Origin of the sequence: Schleiferilactobacillus harbinensis DSM 16991 (genome assembly GCF_000425885.1) — a bacterium.
Taxonomy (GTDB): domain Bacteria; phylum Bacillota; class Bacilli; order Lactobacillales; family Lactobacillaceae; genus Schleiferilactobacillus; species Schleiferilactobacillus harbinensis.
The window spans coordinates 1-19,145 of the sequence record NZ_AUEH01000015.1 but is presented as its reverse complement, the minus strand read 5'-3'; the positions used below and the strand labels follow the sequence as shown (position 1 = coordinate 19,145).

The window sequence follows — 19,145 nt, the reverse complement described above, 5'->3', positions numbered from 1 at the left end:
ATCCCCCTCATTCCGTCGCGTAGTTAACGGCTTTGCGGGAGATAGCGAAGGTGATCAGGGTGAGAATAATGATCAGCACCAAGAGCACCATGGCCAACGCACTGGCATAGCCGAACTTCATATACTTAAACGCGGTGTTATAGAGATACGTCGCATAGAACAGCAAGGACCCGGCCGGACCGTAGCCTGCAATGTTGGACGCGCCGTTGGAAATGGAAGAAAAGACGAACCCTTGGGTGAAGTACTGCAGGCTACCGATCAAACCGGTGATAAAAACAAATAGCAGCGTGGGTGAAATCCCCGGCAGGGTAATGTGGTAAAACTTGTCCCACGCATTGGCCCCATCCAAATCAGCGGCTTCATAGTGGGTCCGGGGAATAGCTTGCAGCGCCGCCAGAATAATGATTGCGGTTTGGCCGCTGCGCCAGCTGTCCATGATGATCAACCCCGGCTTGGTATAGGCCGGATCCGTAATGAAGGACGGTACCGTGATTCCGAACGGCGATAACGCCTGGGAAAACAGCCCGAACTCAGGATTCAGCACCCAAATAAAGACAGACGCGGCGGCCACCAGCGGCACAATGGAGGGCAGATAGTAAATCGTTCGGAAGAACGACAAACCCTTGATGCCGAAGTTGAGGAGCAGCGCAATGCCAATGGAGACCAAGATCGTGATCGGCAAGCCGATCACGGCCATATACAGGGTGTTGCGCAGGGCTAAGTAGACATTCGCGTCAGACACCATGTCCACATAGTTCTTCAGGCCCACCCATTTGGCGTCATCGAACAGGTTATATTCCGTAAAACTCAGATAAATTGCTTGGATGATCGGATATAGCTGAAAGGCGATAAACCCGATGATCCAAGGCATGGAGAACAACAGGCCAATGCCGTTTTCCTCCGTATTGGATTTTTTCCAAAATTTAGTTTTCGGTGCGGTCATCGTATACACTCTCCCATCACTGGCAGTACCCAGGGTCTGGCGATAAAAATAGCGGCCCCTATATCTTTTAAGAACCGAGATAGAGGGGTCGCTATCCTTAATGTGCGAGGGCTACCGACAGTTGTCCCGCTCTCTCAGCGTTTAATTATCGCCCTGCTGTACTGGCCGTTACTTCGCTTTGGTTTCCATTGTCTTTTGTACTTTGGCGGCGGCATCCGCAACGGATTGCCGGCCAGCTAAAGCATCAGACATTTCCTTCGTGATTTCGTCCAGATACTCGTTGGTATAGGACGTGATGGCGAAACCGCGCAGCTTCTCTGTTTCCAAGTTCTTCGCGACAGTTCTGATTTGTGCCGGATACTTCTTGGAAGTCGCCAACGCGTTGATCAGACTCTTGCGGGCCCAGATAGAGCCGTTGTTAAAGTCGCCATCCAAGAAGTACTTCTTCAGTGTTTTTTCACTGGTGAAGTCTTCCAGAACCGTCCATGCCGCATCCGGATTCTTGGTCTTGGCATTGATACAGTAAGTGCCGATGGTGATCATGTTTTCGCCGGAATCACTCGGGAACGGCGCAACGTCCCAGTCGACTTTCTTGCCATACTTGTAGTAAGCGGCCAACCAGCCGTCAGGCACCAGCATCATGGCAATCTTGCCATTCAATACCGGGTCGGATGCTTCCTGAATCTTACCGATGGAAGAAACGAATTGCTGCTCAGCTTTATAACCGCCCAAGTCCTTGATGATGTCGACTTGAATCTGGTATGCCTTGCGCATCTTAGCTGTGTCGAAAGTGACCTTGCCTTCTTTATTCACCCATTGCGCACCGGTTGCTACCGGCCAGGCGACGTTATCCAGCCACGGCTGGTCCGGAATGAACCCGGCTTGGGTCAATTTACCGTTTTCAGTCTTGGTGATCTTCTTGTTCATGGCCACCAATTCATCCAAGGTCTTAGGCGGTTCGCTGTAGCCTGCTTCCTTGAGCATCGTCCGGTTATAGATCAGGACTGACGACTCGGTGTAACTGGGTACGGCATATTGCACACCCTCAGGGGTGGAAGCCATCTTCGTCGCGTACGGCAGGAAGTCATCCTTGTTGAAGATCGTAGACTTCTTGATGTACTTAGTCAGGTTCAAGATGGCGTGGGATGATGCCCATTGCGGGACGTTATTCCAATAGTTGGAGAAAATGTCCGGTGTGGACCCGGCCGAAATAGCAGTCAATGTATCTTGCGGGTCACGGCCGCTGGCAATTTTGACTTGAATCTTCCCTTTATGGGCCTTATTGAAGTCTGTGGCCCACTTCTTAGACCGCATATATTGCGATGTCGGCTCCGTATCTTCCTTGCCGCCAATTTGCAGCGTGATCGTCTTTTCGCCGCCGCCACTGCCGGAGCTGGTCTTATTACCAGTACCGGAACCACAGGCAGAAAGGAGAAAAGCGGCGGAGACAGCGGTTAATGCCGTCAGAATCAAGTGCTTTTTCATTTTTGAATACCTCCCCATTCGGGTTTCTGAAATACAACAGACTAATGAGTGCATTGGATATCACTGGCGGGTTCTAGAATTCGCGCCAATGCCTAAACCTGCAAGAAAACTTGGCATAGGAGAAACGCGCCTATGCGCCTCCGGGACACCACCGAGAACCATCGACCAACCTCCCCAGATCGTCGATTCGGTAACGTTGCTTAATGAAACCGCTCACATGTTTAAGATAGCATAGGGAAATCATTTTTGAAATACATTTAAACAGATATTTTTTCCATTTAGCTTCAAAAAAGTGCTTGCCAGGGGCATTAGCTGGCAAGAAACAGTGGGAATACTAGAGTGGTGCGCCCTCATAACCTGCTGGCGCCGACGTGATTGCTTTAATCGTCGGCAGATCGAATTTTGGCTGCCGATCATACGTGTACAATCCGTTCTTCTCCTGCTCCACATCGTAGAGCTGGGTGTAACAAAAGCCGCACATCTGCGGGTTATTGAGCAAGGCGTTGGTGATGCCGCGGTAGCGGGCGATGAAGTCCGCCACACTATGGGGCTGATCGCCGTACCCCCAGCCGGAATCATCCGGGGACCAGCGGATGCCGCCATATTCACTGAGCAGTACTGGTTTCGTCGCGTCGCCTTGACCGTTAATCTGGCGGACATCCGGCAGAACACCTTGGGCCAATGTGCCGTATTTCTCCGCCAATTCATCCCCGTCACCGATGTAGTCATGGATATCGTAAATATCTGTCACCGTGTGGGTAAAGCCGCTGGTGTCAATACACGGCCGGGTGGGGTCGGCTTGTTTGGTCAACGCATAAATCGTCTGGAGCAAAATATCCCCGGTGGGCCGGTCACGGTTTTGCAAGGTTTCATTGAAAGGGCACCAGGTGATAATTGATGGGTGATTGAAGTCCCGCTGAACCACTTCCAGCCATTCTGGCAAGACGTGGCTTAGGGCGCTGGCATCATCCACGTCCGTACCCCAATTGCCATACTCGCCCCAGACAATGAAGCCGGCCTGATCACAATGATAGAGGAAGCGCGGTTCGAAGACCTTCTGGTGCAACCGAGCGCCGTTGAAGCCGGCCTTTAAGGCCAGCTGAATATCGTCGGCCAGGAATTGATCCGTGGGGGCGGTATAAATGCCCTGGGGATTGTAGCCTTGGTCCAATACCAGCCGCTGAAAAACCGGCTGGCCGTTGAGCAGGAACTGGTTGCCTTTGATCTGAATATCCCGCATGCCGAAATAACTGGTTGCTTGATCGGCACCATAGTGGAGCGTGACATCATACAGCCGGCCATGGCCGACCTCCCAGAGATGCAGCGCAGTGAGCGGCACGTTGAGCGTGACGACGCCCGTTTGCCCCTGAACGGTGGCGGTACCGCAGGACTGGCCGGCATAACTAACATCAACGGTCAGGCTGGCGGTACCTTTGAGTTGCACTTGCACGCCGATACTTTGCCCCGCCAAGTTCGGATAATACTGTACGTTAACGATGTGCGTCCGGGGGAGAAATTCCAACCAGACAGTTTGCCAAATGCCGGTCACCCGACTATAGAACACATCGCGGGAGGCATAGGTCGTGCTCTGTTTGCCGTGGGGCTGTCCCGGCGTACGGACCTCATCCTGCGCCCATACCACGACGGTGTTCTCTCCCAGTTTGACTGCGGCGGAAATATCGAAGCTGAAAGAGGCATACCCGCCGCGGTGGGTTCCGACGCTTTGCCCGTTGACCCAAACTTCACAGGCGTAGTCCACGGCGCCAAAATGGAGCAGCGTAGTTTGAGCCGCCTGGGCTTCTGTGATTTGAAATTGGCGCCGATACCACACGGCGGGCATGAAGTCTTGGTGGTGCACGCCGCTCAATTCACTTTCCGGACAGAATGGCACGGTGATTTTCTGTTCGTATTGATGGTCGGCAAAGAACCGGCGCTCCCGACCGCTGTTGCCGGCATCAATGGAAAAATCCCACTGGCCATTCAAGTTCAGCCAGTCGGGGCGGACCAGTTGGGGTTGCGGATGTTCTGGACGAGGTATTGTCATAGTTTGGTTTCCTCCTTTAATTGAACCGTGCAGTTGATCTCAAACATGCGCTGCCAAGGAAAAGTGACGCTCACTTGCGCTTTCTTCAGGGGCGGTAGACCGCTGCGCTGCACTGTCTGCCGGTATAGGGTCACGATACCTTCCCGGGCAGCTTGAGCAACCATATTTTGGTGTTTGCCAAGATCAGAAGCGCTGAGCTGATATTCTGGCAGCAGCGTCTGGGTCAACTCGGCGCGGATACTAGCTTGATAAAAGACATCATCGCTCAGCGTCGCCACGAGGTTAGCCAAACGCGGCTGGTTGGGAATTTCTCGGCCGATCACTGACTCGCTGAGGACGCTGCCAAGAGTATTGCAGTTGGTGTTCCACGCCCGGTAACTCAGCAAATGCGGCAGCAATTTGGGCCGATCCGCCAGCATCGTCAGCAACTGGCGATCGCCGCCATTGGCAAAGGCACTGTCGGCGATACTCACCTTTCTCCCTTCATTAACGAAGCGACGAATGGTATCGACAAAATAGGGCAGGTTGCGCTCCCGAGCCATACTGATATCGGCGTGATCCTGGTCGGCGGCTTCTTGCTGGGTCTTAGCCGGTGTGTTGTAGGCCAAAATCACGTCAGCCTCCCGCGGCGTGCCGACCAGCGTACTGCCGGTCACCAGGATGTGGGACTTGAGACTTTCCCCGATTGACCGATCTTCATACGCCGGGATGACTAATGGGCCATGGATCGAGGAATACAACGGATAGAACTTCGGGGTCTGGTGGTGCAGATGATTCACCGCGCGGGCGAGTAACTCGTATCCGCTCTCATCGGCGCCGGGATAGACCAGCACGCGATTGTTCAAGCGCAGTTGGTTGATCTGAGGATAAATGACACGTTGATCCATGGCGGTAAAACCGTATGGATGGGAATCATCTTGGGGAATCACCATAAAATCGATCACCCGCTCGTGCACCAGTTGAAGCAGGGCCAGGATGACCTCCCGGTTGAACTGGCGGCGCGTCGTATAGTCCTGGATGATGTCCGCCGGGATCTCGGTGGTCGTTTGCCCGGTTTTATCTAATTGCACGCCGTAATCAAAGATCTTCTTGCCCCATTCGGCGTAATAATCCGGTTCTTCATCGCTGCTGTTGTACTGCGGGGTGCGCATGATCAGGCTGGACACGTAAATCTGGGCCCGTGGCGCGGCATCGCGCACTGCCCGTAAATAATGCAGATATCCGCTGAGATCGGCGGCCGTCAGGTGATGTCGCCGCGATGGTAACAATCCGCCATACAGCAGCATTTCTGTCGGCAGAATCAGAACGTCGCTGCGCCAGGTGTGGTCATAAACGAATTGGCGTAACGCCTGGGTGTCGGCGGGTTTTTTTTTATGGGATAGCATGTCTGCCGGTGGCGCGATCATCTTGATGTCCGCCATTTGTTGTGCGATTCGCAACGGATAAGCGTAATTGCACGGTCGTTCGTCCAACGGTAAAAACATGATCTGAGCCATTCTGACTCCCCCTTCCAGAAATGTAATTGCTCAGGCCCTTACATTGTATCTATGGAAAGCGTTTTTATCAATTGCTTGTTACAGATATATTTTTCTTAGTGAGAGCGATCGTCATGCAGTGTCAGTGCAATGTGATTACGCTGGGCGTATAATATAGACATAAAAGAGTATTTCGAAAAGGAGGCTCATCAATATGGCAACAGATACTAAGGATAAAGGGCAAATCACGTTCCGTGTCGACAAAAGCTTGAAAGAAGACGCTCAGAAGCTGTACGCAGATCTTGGGATGGACATGACCACGGCCATCACCCTCTTCCTCAAACAATCTTTGCGTGAGCAGGCATTGCCTTTCCAGGTATCGCGATTCAATGCGGATACCATGGCTGCATTACTTGAAGCACAAGATTCCAAGAAACTGAAGACGTACAAATCGGTAGACGATTGGTGGAAACAGAACAATGCTGACGCCTAAAGACACTGCGCACTTTCGCCGGGACTTCAAGCGCCTCAAGAAAGACGGCTACGATATGCAGCAATTGCACACCGTTGTGAATCTTATTGCTGAAGAGGGTCACAAAGAGCTGTTGCGTAGTCGATACCACGATCACGCGTTGAGCAGCAGCGAATGGCGCGGATACCGTGAGCTCCACATTACACCGGACTGGCTGCTCATCTATCGCATCGTCAAAAAAGATCTCATCCTGGTATTAGTGCGCACCGGCAGCCACAAGGAATTGATTAGCAAATGACGTAGCTGGTCAACTCTTTTAACACCATGTTGCCGCGTACGTTCGTAAAAAACCGGTATACAGTTCGCCAAATCTTGGCAAACTGCATACCGGCTTTCTTTTTGATAGAACGACGTCAAATTCTCAAACAGCTTTACCGGCCCAACCCCCGCGGTCCCTCGCCAAACCCGTGCCAGCCGCCGGCCTTGCGGAACCGTTCGGCCCAAGTCCGCATATCATCAAACTGGCGGCCCTTTGGCCAATCCAGATCATCCTGATCGGCTAGCCCCGCGTCCAGCTTTTGCAATAAATGCAGCAAATCTGCCTGCTCCTGATCGTTTAAGGCGCTGAAAACTTGGCTGGGCAGATCATTTTTCAACTGTTTCGTTGTCTGCACGAACTGGCGCCCGGCATCGGTCAGCCCAATCAGCTGCACCCGTTTATCGTCGGGGGCGGCATGGCGGGCGACCAGACCGGCACTTTCTAACTTCTGGACCAAGACACTCACCGAGCTCGGCCGAATATCCAAGCTCTCCACCAGATCACTGTTAGTCAGCTCGCCCCGATCGGCGAGTAATTGCAGCGCCCGCATCTGGTTGGGTTGCTGCTCGGCGCCGCCATTAAAGCGATAGGCGCTGGCGATTGCCCCGCGGAATGAGCGTTTTTGGAATAAATCAACGAATGTTTTGAGAATTACTTCTGATGTTTGAGTCATGGTATCTCCCTTCTCAAGCCACTTGCCCGAACTGATCCTGTACGTATTGCCGATACACCGGATGACTGGCGACCAGCGCCTGGTGCGTACCGCTGCCGGTGACCGTACCGTTTTCAATAAAGTAGATGCGATCCGCGTTGACGATAGTACTCAAGCGGTGGGCAATGACGATCGTTGTCCGGCCGTGCATCAGCTTGTTTAGGGCTTTTTGCACCATCATTTCAGACTCCGCGTCCAGGCTGGCAGTTGCTTCGTCCAGAATCAGCAGCTGCGGATCCCGTAAGAATGCCCGGGCGATGGCCAGCCGCTGGCGTTGACCGCCGGAGACCTTAACGCCCCGTTCACCGACTTCGGTATCCAACCCCGCCGGCATGACCTGGACAAAGTCCTTGGCGTACGCCATATCTAGGACGTGCCACAATTGCTCATCGGTATACGTCTGTTTGGCCCCATAGGTTAAATTATACCGGATCGTGCCGGCCATGATTGTCGCATCCTGGCCGACCAAGCCGATTTTCTCTCGCCAAGCAGCCACATCAACATCCGCGATATTTTGACCGCCGATCATGATCCGCCCGCTATCCGGCGTGTAGAATCGTTCCAACAGGCTGATGATCGTGGACTTGCCGCCGCCAGAGGGACCGGCGAAGGCGATCACCTGACCGGGGGCGGCAGTGAAGGATACATTCCTCAGTACTGGTGTATCGGCTTCGTAGGCGAAGTTCACATTTTGCATCGCCAAAGTCTCTCCACCGATATCAGTCAAGGGAGTGCCTTGGCGTGCTTCTTCCGGTTCATTCAACAGCTCATTGATGCGCGCCGTGGAGCCGCTGGCCTTCGCCGTGGCCGAGAAGAACTGCCCCAGCGTGGCGAACGGACCGATCAGTTGGGTGAGGTACATCAGGAAGGCAAATAATGTACCCATATTCATTGACCCCGTAACAACTCGGCTAGCACCGTAGGCCAATACGCCAACAATCATGCCCATCATCAGCGTGGTCGTAATTGGCTGGGCGATGGCGTCATAAACGGCTTCTTTGATGCCCAACTTGTATAGCCGGTGAATGCGCTGTTGGCCAGTCTGGCCTTCCACGGCTTCTGCGTTGGACGACTTGACCAGCCGCACGGCGCCCAGCACATCGCTGGCTTCGCTGCTGAACGCTGCCAAATTATCCTGCCGGGCAAAGGCAATCTTTCGGGATTGGGTTGCCACGGGCATGAAGATCAAGATGAACAGCGGGACGACAGCAAACATGATCGCGGTCATCCGCCAATCCATCATCAGCATTAGGGCCAACGCGCCCACCAGTTGGAACAACGACGTGACCATTTGCGGTACTGAATTGGCCAACAGGTCTTTCACCTGGGTCGAATCATTGACCAAGCGGGAAGTTGTCTCGCCGGACTTGGTGGTGTCGAAATAAGTCACCGGCAGCACTAGCAATTTAGACCAGAGCTTATCCCGCAGCTTGGCCACCACATCTTCACCGAAGATGCCCAAGGCTGCGCCGGATACGGCACTGACCAACGCAGAGCCGATGAACAGGATCAGAATCGTGACCACCATCGTATTGTTGATGGCGTGGCCCAGCTGGTTGATCAGCGACTTGGCCAAAGTCGGTACCAGTAACTGGCCGGCGGTGGCGACCAGGCCCAGGCCTAGGCCCACTGCGAGTTCCCAATAGTGGGGATTGATTGACCTGATTAATTTGAGAAAGCTTTTCATATTAAATTTCTTTGGCCCCGCACTGTTTTGGGCGCGGGAAGTGAGTGCTGCTGAACGCTGCATACGACTGCCTCCATTGTTGACGTCCCGGTGGAACCGGGAGGACTATTTGTTAGTTACTGATTAATCTAACTAACAAATTAGCAGTGTACTCGAATAGTTAGTCCCTGTCAACATAGACTAACAAATCTTTTTTGATTGATTTATTCCCACCCCTGCACCGGCTTCCGGTATACTGTGGGACGAGGCAGGTGAGCAGCATGAACTACATGACAATTGCACTGATCGTGATCGGCCTAATCGCCCTCATCGGTTTTTGGCTCTACATCAGCGATCAGCGCTTAGGCAGCCGGCTGACCCGGGAATGGGGGGAGCTGCCCGAATCGTACCAGGGCAACGCCGAAGCCAGTTTGAAAGAGGCCTATGAAGCCCAGCGGCGGATGGTCAAATACGACAGCCGCATTGACGATCTCACGTGGCACGACCTGGACATGTTCCGCGTCTTCAAGCAGATCAACGCCACCCAATCCAGTATCGGCGCCGAGCGGCTGTACAGCCGGCTGCGCGGATTCAATTTCGGTGACGCCGCGGTCAACGAACCGCTGATTGATTTTTTCACCCAGCATCCCCAGGAACGGCTGAAGGTCCAGAAGGATTTCTCCCGGCTGGGCCGGGTCGATCACAACCAGAGTCAGAACTACCTACTGCATACCACCGAGAGCAGTCTGCACGGTATCACGAAGTACGTGATCATGGGCGCCATCCCGCTGGTCTCTTTGGTGGTACTGGGGGTGTCCTTTCCCCTGGGCAGCGCCAACCTGATTCCCGCCAGCGGTATGGTTCTGCTGCTTAGCGCACTGTTCAATATCATTTATTTTCAAAAGGAAAAGGCGACTCTGGAGGGCGAATTGACCGCCATGAGCTATCTGGTGCGGACCATCGTCACTGCCCAGAAGCTGGCGAAGATCAAGACCCCGGTCCAGCAGGAGATTCGCGATAACCTGCGGCCCCTCGCCGCGATCACCGAGTTTGCCTTCGCCTTTCGCACCACCGATGCCAATGAAATGGCGATGCTGATGGATTATATCAACGGTCTCTTCATGCTGCCCTTCATCGCCTACAACTTCGTGCTCAAGCGGCTGCAAAACAAGCATGACGCCGCCCTGAATTTGTGGGCGAGTGTGGGTGATTTGGAAGTCGCCATTGCCATTGCCAATTACCGGCTGGCCATTCAGGATACCTGCCAGCCCGTCTTTCGCCCCGGCCCGGTGACCGCCGACGCTTTGGTCCACCCGTTGCTGCTGGACGCCGTAGCCAACCCCGTCAATTGGCGCCGAAACACGATCATCACCGGGTCTAACGCTTCGGGCAAGTCAACCTATGTGAAGAGCGTGGCGGTGAATTGCATTCTGGCCCAAACGATCAACACCTGTACCGCCAAGTCCTTCGCCCTCCAACCCGGCAATGTCATCACCGCCATGGCCGTCCAAGACGACCTGGCCCAGGGCGACAGCTACTTTGTGGCAGAAATCAAAGCCATCAAACGGCTCCTCGACCTGGTCGCCACCGGCCAGCACTGCTACGGCTTCGTGGATGAGATCCTCAAAGGCACCAATACCGTGGAACGCATCGCCGCTTCCGCCAGTGTGGTGGCTTGGCTGAACCAGTATCCGAGCCTGGTGATGATCGCCACCCACGATAACGAACTGACCGAAATGCTGGCCGCGACCTGCGACAACTGGCATTTCCAGGAAACCGTCACAAAGGACCACGGCGTCGAGTTCGACTACCTGCTGCGCCAGGGACCGGCGACGTCCCACAACGCGATCGCGCTGCTGGGGACGATGGATTATCCGGAGTCGTTGATTACGGAGGCCAATCAGCTGGCGACGGCGTTTGAAAAGAGCAAGCGGTGGCCGCAGGTGGAGTGACGATTCCCGCTGGTGACAGATAATCAGCAAGTCTGTATACTAGAGACAGCGAAAGAGTGCCGCTTTTCCATAGCGGTACTCTCTGAAACACAGAGCCGTTTTGATGGCGGCCCTAGTGGTACATGATACGACGTTGAAATAACCGTCTGGCTGCCCAGCTAGAGACGGTTACTTGGCAAATTGGATTGGTGACAAATAGTCAGCAACCCTGTATACTGAGGATAGAAAAAGAGCACCGCTTTTCCAGGCGATACCCTCTGAAACGCAGAGTTGCTCAAAAGCGGCCCTCATAACAACGTAGAAATAACCGTCTAGGCCTGAGCAAGCATGAGACGGTTATTTTTGCGTCCTATTTTCGGTCAATCAACTTTACCACTAACGTGATGAGTGCAACGACAAAAATCCCGAATGCAACCATCACTTGTAAAGCGTCCCCGGTGGACATGGCTACCCCTTCCTTGTCCGTGGTCAAACAGTGGTTTCAAAAATACACCACCTCCCGCAGTCAGAATGTAGCCGCCGTCTCTGCAAGCTCTGCCCAAATAGTATACCATCTGAGCGGTTTTCTGCCTAGATAGCCATCAGTACTGCGTTTTCCCACTTCCTCAGAAGTGGGATTTGTTATATACCAGTGAATAAATATGCCGCTATCACTGAAGATTAGATTTTCAGAATCAATAACGCCTAAACACAACATATGGTATGTCTATCCTCCAATAACACATACATATTGCGTTTTCAACCCTTTCTTTCAACTCAATTCTGGTTATAATGGATTTCTGAAAACAAGTTGAAAAAGGAGTCGGTTCATGTGACACAAGTCCGCAATTATTTCAGTTGGTTAGCCCATCAATTAAAAGGCTGGCCGCAGCAGAATTACTATTTATTTTGGTTCGCTCTGGGCTGTCAGATCATGACCCTGGTGAACAGTCCGATCACCCCCGTCGCCGTAATCACCTTCATCGGCACCACGCTTGGCGTGCTGTGTGTCCTGGCAATCAACGCAACCAAAGCGGTCAACGGCTGGTTGGGTCTGCTCAGTGCCGCCTGCTTCATGTTTGTTGGCTTCACGGCCAAGAACTATCTGTCGATTTTTGAACAGACCGCTTACGTGCTCACGCTGGACATTCCGGTATTGATCAGTGTGCGGACCTGGAATGACGACACGAAGGATCACCTGAAGACCTTCGCCGCCAAAGAATGGATCGTGTCGATTCTCTTCACCCTCGCTGTTTGGGCAGCCAGTGCCGCCCTGATCGGCCGCTTCACCAATGATCCCCGGCCGATTTACGACGGTATGGCCTTCGCCATTTCCCTCACCGGCGGCATCGTCTGCTTCCTGCGCTACAACAACCAGTATTTCTGGTGGCTGTTCAGTGGAATCGCTCAATTGATCCTCTGGTCCGTCACGTTTGCCCAGGGCGATGCCAGTCTGGGCATGGCGATCAATTCCAGTATTTACGTCCTCAACGACATTCTTGCCTTCACCGTCAGTCCCTGGTTCAACGCCGGCCGCAAGCGCTTGGGTTTGAAAGAAATCCAGTCCCATTGAGGTCCGGAGGCGATAATTAATGATTTATATTCTTGGCAGTATCGGCGCAGGCAAAACATCCCTGACGCGTATCCTCGCCCAGGATCTGCAAGCACCGGCGTACTATGAAGACGTGGAAAATAACGTCATGATCAGCAACATGCTGAAGAAATTTTATTCAGCAGGCAAAGAAACCCGGAAGACCGAAGGCACGATTTTGCAGATCGCCTTTCTCACCTTCCGCTACCAGCAATTGAAGAAAGCCGTGACGCAAACCAACGCGGTCATGGATTCATCCTTGGAATCCGACTTCATCATGGCTTCTCAGCTCCACCAAAACGGCGAGATCGATGATACGGACTTCAACATCTACATCACCCTGTCCCAGGAAATGCAGGCCAACGTTAACGGCAGCCCATGGAACGGGATGCCGGACTTGGCGGTGTACCTGAAAATCGATCCGGACTATGAGATCAGCGAGATTGAAAAGCGCGGCCGGGCGATGGAGGACATCCACACCAAGCCGGACTTGGTCGCTTACTACCAGCGGGTCAACCAGGCTTACGTGGATTGGGCCAAGGGCTATACCCGCTCGGCCATGGTGACGATCGACCGGGATCAGTATGATTTCGTCAACGATCCGGCGGCTAAGGTGCATGTGCTGGACCAGATTGAGCAGAAATTGATGGCGCTGGGGAAGCTGTCCCGAACGGACTATCAGACGATTTTGGCGCGGCGAACCCAGGCGGTCACGGCTGTGTTGAAGAACAGCCAAGCCAGTTAAAAAGTTGAGACCAAATCGTTGCTTTTATCCCCGCCAATGGGTATTCTAAAGTTATCAAGTGAGCACATTATAGAAGGGACTGTGGCTGATGAAAAACAATCGAACAGGAACCATCCTCAAATTAGCCACAGTTCAGCGCTCACCTTCCGAGCAGCGTTAAATTCCGATCATTATCATGCAGTAAAAATGATGAGCGGCGTGAATCGTGATGATTTGCGCCGCTTTTTGCGTGCGGCGCCGGGGATTCCTGACCGCACGGACTGCAAACCCGTGCATTCCGCTGCTTACTTCTCAAGTTGCTGATCCGTTATCGAATTTGAGAAATGAGGAATGCTTCTATGTCTTTACTGCATTATTTTGGCCAGCGCCGCGGGCGCTTGGCCCTCGTCATCGCGATTATCGTGGTCAACGCCGGGCTGCTGACGCTGGGCGGCATCGGCAGTGCCACCGCGCTGACCGTGATCGTGAAGCGCCAAGCCGGGCCCTTCTTTGTCTGGGTCGGCGTCACCATCGCCGCTGATTTAAGCTACGCGGTGCTGCTTTATTTTCAGACCGTCCAAAAAACGAAACTCACTCAGGAAATCGACACGCTGATCCGAGCCGATGTTGCCCAGCGCCTCGGCGCCCAGGATTATGCCGGTTTCCACCACGAAACCACCGCCACGTATACCTCGTGGCTGACGAACGACATCAGTACGATCAACGAATACGGCATCGGCGATCTGCTCATGATCATCCAGCAAATCGCCGAGATCATTTTCAGCGGCACCACCCTATTCTTCTTCCACTGGAGTCTGCTGGTCACCGTCCTGGTCTTTGCCGCGGCAATGGTCATCTTCCCCCGGGTCTTCAAGGCCTGGATGGACCGGACTTCACTGGCCCGCACCAAGGCCAACGAGCGGCTGGTCAACGTACTGGAGGACATGCTGAACGGGTTCGACACCTTATTCATGACCAATCTGACTAAAGTCTTGGCGGAGAAAATCGTGGCCGCCTCCCGGGATGTGAATCACCACTACATCGCTTTCGGCCGGGCCAGCGGGGCGATGTACGCCAGCACCAACGGCCTGTCCTTTCTCAGCCAGCTGCTTTTGCTGGCCCAGGCCGGCTGGCTGATCCTGCGCCGGCTCACGCCTGTCGGCGCCATCAGCGGCGTACAGTACTTCGGCGGGACGATCTTCGCTGAGCTCAGCGGGATCGCCTTCAACTGGCGGGAATTCCGCTCGGTGGGGCCGATCATGGATAAATTGGCCAGTGCCGGGGACAAACCAGTCCCGGGAACGCCCGCTGATCCTTTGTCGGCACGGCCCACCGCGCTGCAATTGACCGACGTCACCTACGGTTATGCCGATCGGCCGGAAAAAGTGCTGCGCCATGTATCACTGACAATTCCGGTCGGCCGCAAACTCATCCTAACCGGTGACTCCGGCACCGGCAAGTCGACCCTGCTGGGTATCATCAGCGGACAAATCACCCAGTACACCGGGGACGTCACGCTGGCTGGTCAGAATTATCGCGACTTGCCTCAAGGTGCCCTGCATGACCAGTTGGCCTATGTGACCCAGGAACCGTATATTTTTAATGCGAGTTTCACGTGGAACATTACGCTCGGCCGCTCTGTACCAACCGCCGAGCTGACCCAGGTTTTGCAGCAAGTCGGCCTGACCCCCTTCGTTGACGGCTTGGCCCAAGGCTTGGAGACCGTTTTGACTCATAACGGCACCGACCTGTCCGGCGGGCAGAAGCAGCGGATTGCATTGGCCCGTGCTCTGGTAAGCGGCCGGCCAATTCTGCTCTTGGATGAAGCCACGTCCGCACTGGATAAGGATGCCAGTCTGGCCCTGGAGAAAAGCCTGCTGACGATGCCGGGATTGACGATCCTCATGGTGACCCATCACCTGCGGCCGGAGATCGCGGCGTTGGCGGACCAGGTAGTCGCCCTGAACGACATTAACCAGTAATCAAAAATCGAAGCCGGACTCTTTTCAAGTCTGACTTCGATTTTTTAGTTCAAAAAGGAACAGTCTATTCTGTTAATCCTGCCGCCGCTTGCGAACGGTCAAGGTCCGGCCGAAGACTAAGGACACAGCCATCAGGGCCGCACCTATGGCCATCAAGCCGGTGCTGCGGTGCTCCCCGGTTTGCGGTAACCGCGTGCGTGCCAGCTGGTGTCCAGGAAGCGATACGACCTGGCGCAGTGTCCGCCGGCTGCCCCGCACTTGGCCTGCCTGCTGGGCATTGCTGGTCAGATTGGGCCATTGCCCGCCCTGGCTGCCGTGCTGACTAGTTTGTCCGCTAGTGATCGGCGTGCCGGGTTTACTCGGCTGACCAGGAGTCACTGGTGTGCCTGGCTGACCTGGTGTCGTCGGCGTCCCCGGTTGGTCCGGGGTACTTGGCTCCCCTGGCGTACCAGGATCACTCGGTGTCGTTGGCGCACTGGGATCGTCTGGCGTACCCGGGCCGGGGCCGCCCGGTGTTCCCGGAGTACTCGGTGCTTTGGGCTGATTCAAAGTGATTGTGGGTGCCCCTTGGATCGTTTTATCCGGCGACTGATAATCAGGCGTCGCTGGTGTCCCAGCGAGGTAGGCTGGCCCATTCGCGGTGACCGTATCGGTCGTTGTGGGTGCCGGTAATGCTGTACTCGGGCCATAAGCGGATACTGACGTCATCGTTAGACTTGGTGTCTTGACCGGGTTAACATTGGTCGCCTTGGCGGGTGTTGGTGTCGGGATCATCTGACTGTAATCGGTCTCGGACAGGTAATAAAAAATCACATAACTATTTTGCGATGAATCACCACTGAGCTTCAATCCATTTTTTTCAAATTCTTGTTCCGCATCTGCACTCGTGAAGGTATAAATCTGATTTGTACCGTTTAAATCACCATCTGAATTGGTTCCTTGGAAAATCCCATACCCCGCTAAATAGTGCTTTTTGCCATCCTGCGTATAAGTAGGCTGGAGCGTGAAGCCGATGGGATTATAATCCAGGTCGTTCCACTGGCCCTCAAAAATCCGTTTCAGGGACGCTGCTGACAGCTGATGAGCGGCTTTGTCATCGATCACTGTATACTGTGTTGGGTTAAAGGTCTGGTCATTAATGAAGGTTGCATTATTAAAGTTCTGCTGTAAGGCATCATTCCAAGTACCTGACGAAAAAACCACAGCTTCCATCAGTGTTTGTACCTTCGAATTATATTTTTTTTGAGGGGAAGTTGAACCATCCATACTTAATTTTTGGGGATCAGCCAAGGTTTTCAGAGCTTGAGCATTTTGATCCGGATCAGCCGCCAAACCGGCTAAAGTCTTGATCAGCTTCTGATACTGGACAGAAAAGCCATTCGTGCCCTCCAGACCGTTCTTTAAATTATTGGCATCCTTGATTGCGGTGGCCGCATCCGTGGGATCGCCGGTGCTGAGTTTATCCTCCGCTTTAGTCACGGTTGCATTGTAGGCGTTGACTGCCTTGAGATAGGCAGTGACCGCAGACGCATAACTGGCCTTAGTCGCATCCTTGGCAATATCAGTATCCGTATTGACCATCGCCTGGCCAACTTGAATATCGGTGTAGGTCTTGCCATAATCCGCTTTACCGGTTGTGCTGGTAATCGGTGTCGTCGTGCCATTGACCGCATCAATATACTGGTAATCCTTTGCCGTTAAATCATCCCCGGCCAGATGCAGCTGCTCGAAGAAGAAAGCCCAGCGGCCGTCGGCTTTCGCTGCGGCGATATCAGAATTCCAAGTATCCACCGCGTTTTGCTGCGCCTTAGCGGCAGCGTTAATCTGCTCGACTTTAACTTGTAAGTTGCGGGCCGCCGCACCAATATCTTGGATGGCCTGAAATTTAACCAAATTCTGCTGCATAATGGCTTCATTATGCGCCGGTACCGCTGTGGTGTCTGTCCCGGTGAAGTCGTTTTGCAGTTTGGTGATCGTGCTTTGGAACTGATTCCAGGTACTATTCGCGTCACTAGAACCATAACCCAGCGCCGCCGTTTGAGCATTTTTGCCGGTTTTCGCGGTGTAATCATTGAGCGCCGTTTGATAATCGGCTAGTGCCTGGTTATACGTGTCATTCACTGAGGCAAATTGGTTGACGGCTGTCGCCAAATCCGTTTGGGCTTTGGTGACAGCGGCCTGCCCAGCGGTTAAATCGGCCGTCGTCACTTGTGTGCCATCGTTGACACCAGCGACCATCTTGTTGTAATTATCAGCGGCCGTTTGCCAGGCGCCAACGGTACTCGCCAAACCGGTCAAAGCCGTCTGGGTCTTGTTGTACGCCGCATTGGCTGCGGCATAGTGGTTGTGCGCATTATTTTGAGCCGCGGCCTTGGTGACTTCATCTTTGAACTGGTCATAATCCGTTTGGGCTGGATTCTTAGTTGGATCGGGCGTGGTACTGGTATCTGGATTCGTGCCCACTGGATCGATTTTTTGCATCGGATCCATTGTGGTGTCGTTATACACAGCGACATTCGAATTGTAGGCGGTTAACGCATCGTCATAGGCATGCTTGTAGTCGTCCAGGGTCCGGCCGGTCGTGTCCGGCGCAGTAACGGCATGCTCGGTTGCTGCGGTATCGCCATTATTGGCACTATCGACAGCTTGCTTAATTGCCGCATTCAGTTGATCAGCAGCCGCCTTCAACTGCTTTTGCGCGGCTTGCAGCGCTTCGGCCGTGGTGTAATTGGCCTGCCCGTTTTTGACTTTGGCCAAAATGGTATTCACTTGACTGGTATAAGCGTCCACCAGCTTGCTGTAATTGGCCAATGTCGCCGCTTCATCTTTGCTGCCCACTTGGACTTTCTGAATTGCGCTCGGTTGGGGCTGGTTCGGCAAATTATTAAGGGCGGCTTGGTAAGCAGCGACCACCTCATCGGTATTGATCTTGGTGCCGGTGAAATCGCTGGACGTCTTGGCTAAATCGTTCAACGCGGCGTTGGCTTGCGTCAGCCAAGCCGTGTCGTCAGGTTTAGGATCTTTCAGCAGCGCCTGCAGTGCTGCCGCACTTTGGTTGGCCTTGGCGGCTAGCGCGTTGGCGTGGTCGGTTTTGTCTTTAGCGGTTTGATAGTCGTCATCAGCTGTTTCCTTTGGATCGGCTTTGGTATCTGTCTTGGTGTCAGTCTTGGCATCTTTGGCGTCATTCTGGGTATCTGCTTTTGTATCATCCTCAGTCGCGGCCAGCTGTTGGGGCGTTGCTGCTGAATCGGCAGGCTTAGCCGCCGCCTTCGTACCAGCAGCCTGTACTTGGTCAGTCTGATCAGTTGTCTGTAATTGCGCCTGTACCGATGCCTGAGCGGTTGTATTGTTCAAAACTGATGTATTAGTTTTTATGGCAGACTTAACCGCCGTTGTATTCTCCGCCGTTTTCGCGGCATCTTGTGCTTTTGTCTCTGCTGCTGGCACATTAGCCTCTGTTTGTGTTGTTGCTTGACTGTAAGCGGTCGTTGAAATAGGTGTGAAGACAAAAATGGTGCAATCCTCTATCATGAAGATTGCACCATTGCTTTACCCGCTGTTATTCGTGACAGAACGCCTGCACCTTCGGCGCCCACGGCAAATAGTCCTGCAAGGCGACCATGTCGCCGGGAGCCGGCAAATTAGGCACTGTGTCGAATAGATAGTTGAAATATTTACTCGGATCGAGGTGATTAGCCCGTGCTGTCGTGAGCAGACTAAGAATGACCCCCGCAGCCGTCGCGCCGCGTTTGCTCTGCGAAAACAGCCAATTTTTACGACCGATGACCAGTTCTTTGACGG

General features: G+C 53.6%; 15 protein-coding genes and 1 pseudogene. 7 read left to right on the top strand and 9 right to left on the bottom strand.

Features of this window, described 5'->3' with window-relative positions; genetic code table 11:
• Nucleotides 1-7: 7 nt before the first annotated feature.
• From H627_RS0106130 to H627_RS0106115, 4 genes are all read right to left on the bottom strand, one after another.
• The gene (locus H627_RS0106130; RefSeq protein ID WP_027828230.1) at nt 8-943 is read right to left on the bottom strand and encodes a carbohydrate ABC transporter permease; all 936 of its coding nucleotides are present in this window, start codon (nt 941-943) and stop codon (nt 8-10) included.
• 168 nt (nt 944-1,111) lie between these two features.
• Complete coding sequence (locus H627_RS0106125; protein ID WP_027828229.1) at nt 1,112-2,428, bottom strand: ABC transporter substrate-binding protein; 1,317 nt, start codon at nt 2,426-2,428, stop codon at nt 1,112-1,114.
• A 334-nt stretch (nt 2,429-2,762) separates the two neighbouring features.
• On the bottom strand, nt 2,763-4,472 hold the full coding sequence (locus tag H627_RS0106120; RefSeq protein ID WP_027828228.1) for a glycoside hydrolase family 2 protein: 1,710 nt from the start codon (nt 4,470-4,472) through the stop codon (nt 2,763-2,765).
• The gene (locus tag H627_RS0106115) at nt 4,469-5,968 is read right to left on the bottom strand and encodes a DUF4127 family protein (protein ID WP_027828227.1); all 1,500 of its coding nucleotides are present in this window, start codon (nt 5,966-5,968) and stop codon (nt 4,469-4,471) included. The genes H627_RS0106120 and H627_RS0106115 overlap by 4 nt, the downstream gene beginning before the upstream one ends.
• Nucleotides 5,969-6,161: 193 nt before the next feature.
• Here H627_RS0106115 and H627_RS0106110 point away from each other — a divergent pair, with 193 nt between their 5' ends.
• Nucleotides 6,162-6,440: a type II toxin-antitoxin system RelB/DinJ family antitoxin gene (locus tag H627_RS0106110; RefSeq protein ID WP_027828226.1), complete on the top strand. Its 279-nt coding sequence runs from the start codon at nt 6,162-6,164 to the stop codon at nt 6,438-6,440.
• Nucleotides 6,427-6,717, top strand: a complete 291-nt coding sequence (locus H627_RS0106105) for a type II toxin-antitoxin system YafQ family toxin (protein WP_027828225.1) — start codon at nt 6,427-6,429, stop codon at nt 6,715-6,717. Before H627_RS0106110 ends, H627_RS0106105 begins: the two co-directional genes overlap by 14 nt.
• 133 nt (nt 6,718-6,850) lie before the next feature.
• On the opposite strand, the gene H627_RS17230 is transcribed toward H627_RS0106105, so the two are convergent.
• Both H627_RS17230 and H627_RS0106090 read right to left on the bottom strand, forming a co-directional pair.
• Nucleotides 6,851-7,411, bottom strand: coding sequence for a MarR family winged helix-turn-helix transcriptional regulator (locus H627_RS17230; protein ID WP_051225221.1), 561 nt, complete (start codon nt 7,409-7,411; stop codon nt 6,851-6,853).
• A gap of 13 nt (nt 7,412-7,424) precedes the next feature.
• Nucleotides 7,425-9,200: an ABC transporter ATP-binding protein gene (locus H627_RS0106090; protein WP_027828224.1), complete on the bottom strand. Its 1,776-nt coding sequence runs from the start codon at nt 9,198-9,200 to the stop codon at nt 7,425-7,427.
• Between the two features lie 197 nt (nt 9,201-9,397).
• Here H627_RS0106090 and H627_RS0106085 point away from each other — a divergent pair, with 197 nt between their 5' ends.
• Nucleotides 9,398-11,068: a MutS-related protein gene (locus H627_RS0106085; RefSeq protein WP_027828223.1), complete on the top strand. Its 1,671-nt coding sequence runs from the start codon at nt 9,398-9,400 to the stop codon at nt 11,066-11,068.
• Nucleotides 11,069-11,417: 349 nt separating this feature from the next.
• Here the strand turns inward: H627_RS0106085 and H627_RS20895 are convergent, their stop codons facing one another.
• Nucleotides 11,418-11,513, bottom strand: a complete 96-nt coding sequence (locus H627_RS20895; RefSeq protein ID WP_027828222.1) for a putative holin-like toxin — start codon at nt 11,511-11,513, stop codon at nt 11,418-11,420.
• 366 nt (nt 11,514-11,879) lie between these two features.
• Between H627_RS20895 and pnuC the strand changes: the two genes are divergently transcribed.
• The 4 genes from pnuC to H627_RS0106060 all read left to right on the top strand — a co-directional run bounded on the left by pnuC (nt 11,880) and on the right by H627_RS0106060 (nt 15,344).
• Complete coding sequence (gene pnuC, locus H627_RS0106070) at nt 11,880-12,620, top strand: nicotinamide riboside transporter PnuC (protein ID WP_027828220.1); 741 nt, start codon at nt 11,880-11,882, stop codon at nt 12,618-12,620.
• Between the two features lie 19 nt (nt 12,621-12,639).
• Nucleotides 12,640-13,383, top strand: a complete 744-nt coding sequence (locus tag H627_RS17225; protein ID WP_051225220.1) for a deoxynucleoside kinase — start codon at nt 12,640-12,642, stop codon at nt 13,381-13,383.
• Nucleotides 13,384-13,464: 81 nt separating this feature from the next.
• Nucleotides 13,465-13,686, top strand: coding sequence for a hypothetical protein (locus H627_RS19995; RefSeq protein WP_152319375.1), 222 nt, complete (start codon nt 13,465-13,467; stop codon nt 13,684-13,686).
• A 35-nt stretch (nt 13,687-13,721) separates the two neighbouring features.
• The gene (locus H627_RS0106060; protein WP_027828219.1) at nt 13,722-15,344 is read left to right on the top strand and encodes an ABC transporter ATP-binding protein; all 1,623 of its coding nucleotides are present in this window, start codon (nt 13,722-13,724) and stop codon (nt 15,342-15,344) included.
• Between the two features lie 72 nt (nt 15,345-15,416).
• On the opposite strand, the gene H627_RS17220 is transcribed toward H627_RS0106060, so the two are convergent.
• Nucleotides 15,417-18,875, bottom strand: a complete 3,459-nt coding sequence (locus H627_RS17220) for an LPXTG cell wall anchor domain-containing protein (protein ID WP_152319376.1) — start codon at nt 18,873-18,875, stop codon at nt 15,417-15,419.
• Nucleotides 18,876-18,903: 28 nt separating this feature from the next.
• Nucleotides 18,904-19,145, bottom strand: a pseudogene (locus tag H627_RS20330) (IS66 family transposase); the annotation flags it as partial.